The sequence below is a fragment of the Pseudomonas sp. PSPC2-3 genome, assembly GCF_049898265.1.
In the GTDB taxonomy this organism is placed as follows: domain Bacteria; phylum Pseudomonadota; class Gammaproteobacteria; order Pseudomonadales; family Pseudomonadaceae; genus Aquipseudomonas; species Aquipseudomonas veronii.
In genome coordinates this window covers 114473-121902 of sequence record NZ_JAFCXJ010000014.1, presented here as the reverse complement: position 1 = coordinate 121902, position 7430 = coordinate 114473, and the positions used below count along the sequence as shown (strand labels likewise).

General features: G+C 56.6%; 7 protein-coding genes. 6 read left to right on the top strand and 1 reads right to left on the bottom strand.

Going from position 1 to position 7430, the window contains the following annotated elements:
- The 4 genes from ACP7E3_RS29125 to ACP7E3_RS29110 all read left to right on the top strand — a co-directional run.
- Window positions 1–429, top strand: a 429-nt coding sequence (locus ACP7E3_RS29125; protein WP_134626536.1) for an STAS domain-containing protein, incomplete at its 5' end; no start/stop codon positions are given.
- Window positions 430–443: 14 nt separating this feature from the next.
- A complete protein-coding gene (locus ACP7E3_RS29120; protein ID WP_034023913.1) occupies window positions 444–1295 on the top strand; it encodes a universal stress protein in 852 nt (283 codons plus the stop codon).
- Complete coding sequence (locus ACP7E3_RS29115) at window positions 1295–1654, top strand: TraR/DksA family transcriptional regulator (protein ID WP_046935726.1); 360 nt, start codon at window positions 1295–1297, stop codon at window positions 1652–1654. The genes ACP7E3_RS29120 and ACP7E3_RS29115 overlap by 1 nt, the downstream gene beginning before the upstream one ends.
- Before the next feature lie 45 nt (window positions 1655–1699).
- Window positions 1700–2662: an SdiA-regulated domain-containing protein gene (locus ACP7E3_RS29110; RefSeq protein ID WP_034023915.1), complete on the top strand. Its 963-nt coding sequence runs from the start codon at window positions 1700–1702 to the stop codon at window positions 2660–2662.
- 756 nt (window positions 2663–3418) lie between these two features.
- Here ACP7E3_RS29110 and ACP7E3_RS29105 read toward each other — a convergent pair.
- On the bottom strand, window positions 3419–4639 hold the full coding sequence (locus ACP7E3_RS29105) for a replication initiation protein (protein ID WP_009682433.1): 1221 nt from the start codon (window positions 4637–4639) through the stop codon (window positions 3419–3421).
- Window positions 4640–5518: 879 nt separating this feature from the next.
- Here ACP7E3_RS29105 and ACP7E3_RS29100 point away from each other — a divergent pair.
- On the top strand, window positions 5519–6268 hold the full coding sequence (locus tag ACP7E3_RS29100; protein WP_009682434.1) for a DotI/IcmL family type IV secretion protein: 750 nt from the start codon (window positions 5519–5521) through the stop codon (window positions 6266–6268).
- Between the two features lie 10 nt (window positions 6269–6278).
- Window positions 6279–7427, top strand: a complete 1149-nt coding sequence (locus tag ACP7E3_RS29095) for a DotH/IcmK family type IV secretion protein (protein ID WP_009682435.1) — start codon at window positions 6279–6281, stop codon at window positions 7425–7427.
- Window positions 7428–7430: the final 3 nt, after the last annotated feature.

Sequence of the window (7430 nt, the reverse complement as noted above, 5' to 3'; positions counted from 1 at the left end):
ATGGTCGTCACCGTTGTGGTCGTGGTGGCCACCCACAACCTTGCCTTCGGCGTGTTGGCCGGCGTGCTGCTGGCCGCGATGTTCTTCGCCAACAAGGTTGGCCATTACATGGCGATCAGCTCTTCGCTGGACGAAGCCGGCGAGCATCGTAGCTATAACGTCACCGGCCAGGTGTTCTTCAGCTCGGCTGACAAGTTCGTCGCTGCCTTTGACTTCAAGGAAGCCCTGAACAAGGTAACCATCGACCTGAATCGCGCCCACTTCTGGGATATCACCGCCGTAGCTGCCCTGGACAAGGTGGTTATCAAGTTCCGCCGCGAAGGCACCGAAGTTGAAGTGCTGGGACTCAACGAAGCGAGCGCCACTATTGTGGATCGCTTCGGTGTTCACGATAAACCCGACGCCATTGATCAACTCATGGGCCACTAAGAAGGAGAACAACGATGACCCAAGTAATTGCCTGTATAGACGGTTCCTCCTCGGCTCCAGCCGTATGCGACTACGCGGCCTGGGCCAGTCTGAGCCTGGAAGCCCCGCTGACCTTCCTGCATGTGCTGGATCAGCGCCAGTACCCGGTTGCGGCAGACCTGAGTGGCAATATCGGCCTTGGCAGCCGCGAGCATCTGCTCGATGAGCTTGCTTCCCTGGATGAACAGCGCGGTAAGTTGGCCCTGGAGCAGGGGCGGATCATGTTAGCGGCCGCGAAAGAGCGGGCCATGACGGATGGTGTGACCGCGCCGGAGTCCAAGCAGCGTCATGGCGATCTGCTGGAAAGCCTGCAAGAGCTGCAAACCGAAACGCGCCTGCTGGTCATCGGTCGCCAGGGCGAGTCTAGTGGCGGTCTGAGTCAGCATGTCGGAAGCCAGCTGGAGAGCGTGATCCGTATCATGCACCGGCCAATCCTTGTCACCCCAGCCAGCTTCCAAAAGCCCAAGAGCGCGATGCTGGCATTCGATGGCGGCGCTACCACCCGCAAGGGTGTGGAGATGCTGGCAGCCAGCCCGCTGCTGAAGGGGCTGCCGGTCCACCTGGTCATGGTTGGGCCCGTGAGCGATGAAGCGTCCGCTCAGCTGGACTGGGCGCAGAAAGTGCTGATCAACGCCGGCTTCACTGTTCGTGCCGAGACTCGGAGCGGAGAGATAGAGCCAACCCTGCACGCCTATCAGAAAGAGCATGGCATTGATCTGCTGGTGATGGGGGCCTATGGTCATTCCCGTATCCGGCAGTTCCTGGTCGGTAGCACCACGACCAGCATGCTCCGCACCACCACCAGTCCGCTGTTACTGCTGCGCTAATGGCCATGGACGACGCCCTCGATCTTGCCCATTTCAAGACCCTGCTGGAACAGCGGGCTGCCGAGCTGGATCGATTGCTGGAAGACGCTGAGTCTCGCTCGCAATCGGTAGAGTTGGATCAAAGCAAGGTAGGGCGTCTGTCGAGAATGGATGCACTCCAGCAGCAAGCAATGAACGATGCCATTCGCAGTCGGGCGCAGCATGAACGCGTCCGCCTCCAACTGGCCCTCAAGCGTTGGCGCGAGGGTGAGTATGGCTGGTGTAACCAATGCGGCGAGTTGATCGCCTCGGGCCGCCTGGAATTTGATCCGGCCACGCTGCTGTGCATCACCTGTGCGAGTCGCACAGAGTCGGGTTGAAACCATCACGGCTCGTGGCGTCAGCCCCAATTAACGAGGCTTCTAATGTATTTGATGGCTAAAAACTGGCTGGGCCGAACACGGAAAGCAAGCGCTTGGATGTGGGCACTGCTGTGCCTTGTGTTGCTTACCGTATTCCAAGTCCGCACCCATCACCTGGATGATCGTTTGTACTTCTGGATCAAGACCAATTGGCACACTGACGATTGGCAGGAGCGCTCTGTGTGGCTGCCTAGCTATCGGGTTGAGCTGGACGCTAAGGCGGTTTCCGGGGTGGACAACAATCTTTCGGGTCTGACCTTCGACCCTGACCTAAACCTGCTGTGGGCGGTCACCAACGGCCCAAACGAACTATTGGCCCTTAGTCGTGACGGTGATGTGGAAAGGCGCTATAGCCTGGACGGTTTCCACGATGTGGAGGCGGTGTCCTATGCCGGCAACGGCCAGCTGGTAATCGCCGAAGAGCGCCGGCAGAGCCTGGTTGTCGTGGATGTCCCCATCGCCGAAGACGGTAAACTTTCTCCTGATCGACCATTGAGCCGAGACCAGTATCCAGCTCTCACCCTGGCGCTTGGCAAGGAGGACAATAAAGGGCTTGAAGGGCTCGCCTACGATCTGAAAGGCGACCGCTTGTTTGTGACCAAGGAGCGTGACCCTCGCCAATTGCTGGAAGTGAGCGGCCTTCGTACCAGCCTGGCAGGAGGCTTTTCCCTGCACGTCCGCGACCTGTCCAGCCTGGTAAAAGACAAGGTGTTTGCGACTGACTTATCTTCGGTCGTCTTCGATCAACAGAGCGGCCATCTGATTCTGCTCAGCGACGAGTCGAAACTGCTGATTGAAATGACCGACGAGGGCAAGGTGGTGAGTTTCCGCTCCCTGGCGAGAGGTTTTGCTGGTTTGCTGAAAGGCATACCCCAGGCCGAAGGCGTAACCATCGACGATGAAGGGTATTTGTACGTGGTCAGCGAGCCGAACCTGTTCTATCGCTTTAGCCGCGAGACAGATTAACCGGCCAACAAGCTACAGTCGGGCGTGGTCGGTACGCTTGAACTGTTAGCGTACGATTTTTTCCGAATTCTGCGGGCTCCCCTCCTAAGAAGAAAGCCCAGCTTACGTGTGCTGAAACACTGCTCCCCTCTGATCTCAGACACACGGCGGATAGGCGGGGCGAGCCGATACCTGGGCGGCAACGGGGCTAATGCCCGCGTAGAGGGTTCTGGGAATGGAGATAGGTGCAGGGGGAGGCAACAACGTGATGATCAAGCTAGTCGTCGCAACGGCCAGCATGAGCAGTTGAATGATTCGGTCGTACATGTGAAGGCACTCCTGGGCCTGGAAGGTGACTGGAAGCTTGCCGTCACGACCGATTCGAAATCCTCTTGGGTTATTTCCGCTCGAATCTGATTCGTCACGACGCCGGCCACGTCAATGATCATCCGCCCAAGAACCCACACATTCCGCAAGGTTTCCGATTAACCACGCTGTCCGTGATCGAGGCAGCAACCTGGCAATCCCTGACAAATGCCAGCTCAAAGTCCATCTCAGAAATAAAGAGGGCGCTCTACGCTGCAATCTGAGCGATTCGTAAGGGTGAGATGCACCAGATTCCACGTAGGAGCACGCCCATTAACAAGAGCGGCACCGCACCTAACGGAGATATTCAAGGATGGAATGAAGGTGGCACGGAGGAGAGCAGGTTATGTAGAGCAGGCTGGAGGTTCAGTGTGTCGAATCACTCCCCATGCACACCCACCATCTGAATAACTAATCAGGCAAAGGCGGAAGCAAAGCAGCCCCGGTAGGGGCAGGTACCTGATATACAGCATCCTTTACACCAGGTTTAATTGGCTCAGCCCCATGGTTTGGACCGGCTGGTTGTGCTGCTGGGGTGGTCTGGGGGGTCTGCTTAGGGCGAAGGGGAACAACCGACGGCGACTGTGCTTCTGTGATGACCGCCTTGTACTTGGCCACGGTTTGGCGAGAGACGCCTGCAGTCAGGGCGATAGCGGTGTAGGTAAGATGAGACCCTTTAGCGATCAACTGCCGGCAAGCCCCACGGATCTTGTTTGCGGTCTGGTTTTGCCTGACTGCATGGGTCCGTTTGGCGGCGAGGCTCTGGCGCTCCTCGAGTGGCAGCGATCGATCAAGCTCCATCACACCACGGTGATAGTCACCACTTCCGCGGTAATGGGACCAGGTCCATCGGGCAATCGATTTAGCCGTGGCGCGCACTGATGACAAGGGCAGGTCGTTGCAACGTTCTCGCGTGCGAAAACGGTTGTCGTTGTGACATTGCGCAAGGACCCGAGAGTAAAACGACTCGAAGTAACCTCCAGCTCGCTCAGCATTGACGATGCTGTATGCGTAGAAACGGACACGTTCGAACAAGGTGCAATGCCTGGAGTGGGACACTGCATCCATGTCGGGTCCTTTGGACCACAAAGGCATCGGCCTGGCCAAGTCGAGTTCTTCAGCCAGATCGCCCAAGTCGTAGACATGATTGTGCAGCTCGGTGGTGATCCACCAAGGATGACCTGGTGTCTTGGCAACTGGACCACTGTGGTAATCGGGGTCAGCCTTGAGCAGTGCGGCCATGCTGTCGTAGACAGCCTTCATGTACAGGATCGGCTTTTCACGGGCTCGCTCGGTGGTACACACCGGAGCAATCGCATAATAGAGGTGCGAGTTGCCTGAGTTTCGGTTACGGACAATGAAGTTGGGGGGGGGAAGCCCATGCTCCTCCCAAATCAGGGAGTTGGTATGGTCGAGATCGAAAACGAGCCATGACACACGGCCAGGACGATTCACCTGCATGTAGGGGTAGCGGATCGCGTATTCACGCGGCCGTACTCTCATCGCCGTTTTATTGTCACTGCAGCGTGCGAGATAAGAAGCCTCTTCGAGGATACGGCTCATCGCTGACGCCGGCTGGTAATAACCCGGGTGCGCAGGCGCCGTCGAAGCTGCCGTGATGAGGTTGCTCACAAGCAGGCCTCAATGAAGAAGCTGACAAATTCAGGGCGAATTAACCCGTGCCGCGTATTGCGCAGCAGAGTGCAGGTGTCCATACTCGAATTACCTGAAAGGGGCCCTCACGTCATCGATCTGCCAGGACCAGATGTGTGGGCTCTTTTTTTTTGCCCGGCAACGGTGGCCGGATCCCTCTTTTAATCGCTCGACCTTTCGATAAAACCTTCCTAAAAAGTGGCATTCGTTGAGCAAGTTTTGGCGAAGGCTAGAGGCTCAGTTTCGCCCCGTCAACCCGCTGAAACCCGCGTATTTACTGGGTTCCCTCCAAATTTCAGAACCGTTTTTCTAATTAGAATGGGCTGCGTTGTCTAAGCGGGTAGCCGCATTGATCCCGAACCCCCTCCCCACGACTGCCCTTGTATGTCGGGGGATCCGAACGCTTCGTACGTCGGTGAAATACGAAATTTCGCATCGGCGATATACGACGTAACTGTCGGTGATGTACGAACCGAAAAATCGGCGATATACGAGCCACAGCAAGTGAAAAAAAACAGCATCGGCGATATACGACTGGCATCGGTGATGTACGAATGCAGGCCACTGCCCCAGGGCGGGTTTTGATCACCCGAAATTTGACCTGCAAGCCCCTGTTTTGGGGGGGTTGAAGGCCAAATCCTGCGCACATTTCATCGGTGAAATACGACCCATACCAGAAAATATCGGTGAAGTACGAGTCGTAATGAAATCACAATGCCATTACTGGCAATTTCGTATTGTAGGTATGCCGTAAAACTAGAAAGCATACGGCCCCCGTTATTACGGGTCAGGCAAAAAGTTTTTTTGTGTTGACCGATTCCGCATCATGGTTAGAATACGGAAAACGGAGGGCCAGACATGACCAACATCAGGGACGCAGCAGCGCCGCATCTCGAACATCCTGGATCGAGGGAGGATCTCGGACGTGCAGCATACGAACAAGAGCTGATAGAAATCGCTGAAAAACTGCATCAAAACCAGGATGCAGTCGATCCAGTTGCACGTGATCTGGAAGATCGCAAGCAGTTGGCCAGCCATACGTCCAGCATCGTCAAATCAAACCTGGTCCTGTCTTGGGGACTTGCAATTTCGATAGGCCTGAACTGTGTGTTCGGCTGGTTTGTGATGCACCCCCACTACGTGTACTTCGCAGCCGACGGCCTCCGGATCGTCAGGCTGGTTCCTCTTGAAGAGCCGTACATCACCGACGCCGAGGCGATTCAATTCGCACGGGATGCGCTGAACCGCTCGATGACGATCAACTTCACCGACTACAGGCAACAGCTTGAAGACGTACGTGGCGATTGGACCAAGCGCGGGTTTGCACAGTATTTGGAGCAGCTGCAGTCAGCAGGCTACCTGGACCTCGTTAAATCCAAGCGCATGAACATGACGGTTACCACTGAAACCGGCGTGCTAGTGAAATCCGAGATTGTTGACGGTGTTTTCGTCCGCCATATCGAAGTTCCGATCGAGATCAAGCTGGTCGGCCAAACCACCGACCTTCAACCCAAGCGATTCATCGCCAAAGTGCCTGTCGCACGTATTCCCACACTGGATTCCATCGTGGGCGTAGGGCTGGACGGCATTGTCACCACGCCCCGGTAAGGAGGAACCCATGATGATGAAATCAGTCTTCGTCGCGTCAGTCTTGACGCTAGCGATCGGCACGGCTAAGGCAGAGCAACAAGGCAATGGTGCGCAAGCCCAACCTCAAGGCCAACCCACGCAAGGCCAACAGCAGCCCATTCAAGCGCCGAACGGGGGGCAATGGGTCCGGGTTGAAGGTCCTAGCAGGCAGTCGGGCTTTCCCGCCGCGCCAGGTGCTCCACAGCCTGGCGTGAATCCTCAGATGCAGAATGCTTTCCCACAGACCAACTACGGGCCAGCAAATTACGCCGTGGCAGGGCAACCCGCTGGAGATCCTCAACAGCAAAACGGTACAGCTCCACTGCCTCCCCTGAACCCGCCTGAAAATGATCATTTCGACGAGGCGATGGAGGTCGCTCAGCCATTCACCCCTGAGCAAATCAAGCAAATGCGTCAGGCGTTGGAGAACACGCGAAAGGCGAAGGCCTGGCAGCCAGTACGGGGAATCCCCCGTATTTCCAGCGTATCGGTTGATTTGAGCCCTGGCGCGTCGATGCCTGTGTTGCGCGTGGTTCCCGGTGAGCTGTCCAACCTCATCGTGCTGGACTCAACGGGAGCTCCGTGGCCGCTGGCCGCTACGCCTCGTGTTTCCAACCCCGATCTCTATAGCGCGGAATGGCTGCAGGGTACCCATACAGTAGTGGTGTCGACTCCATCGGCTTACGAGACCGGCAGCCTAGCTCTGTACTTGGAAGGGGCTACAACACCGGTGATCGTCAAAATCGTCAGTGGCGAACCCGATGGGAAGAAGGACCGAGCCCGTGTGTATGACGCTCGGCTTGATCTGCGTGTTCCAGGCCGTGGCCCGCTGGCCAAGGCGGCTGTGATGGGCCCGGGGAAGATTGCCCTCTACGACGACCTCCTGCAGGCCTTTCTGGATGGGATTCCACCAAAAGACGCCAAACAGGTGAAGGCGCAAGGCGCAGTGCCTTCGCATACCCAGATCTGGCAATACGACGGAAATCTCTACGTCCGTACTCGCCAGGATTTTCAAACTGCATTCGATAACACCCTCGCTGCCGGCGACGGTACTCGTGTGTACCGCTTACCCGTGACTCCCTTCATCACCCTCTCCCAGATGGGTCAAAAAGTCACCCTCCAACTCGACATTTACTGAGGT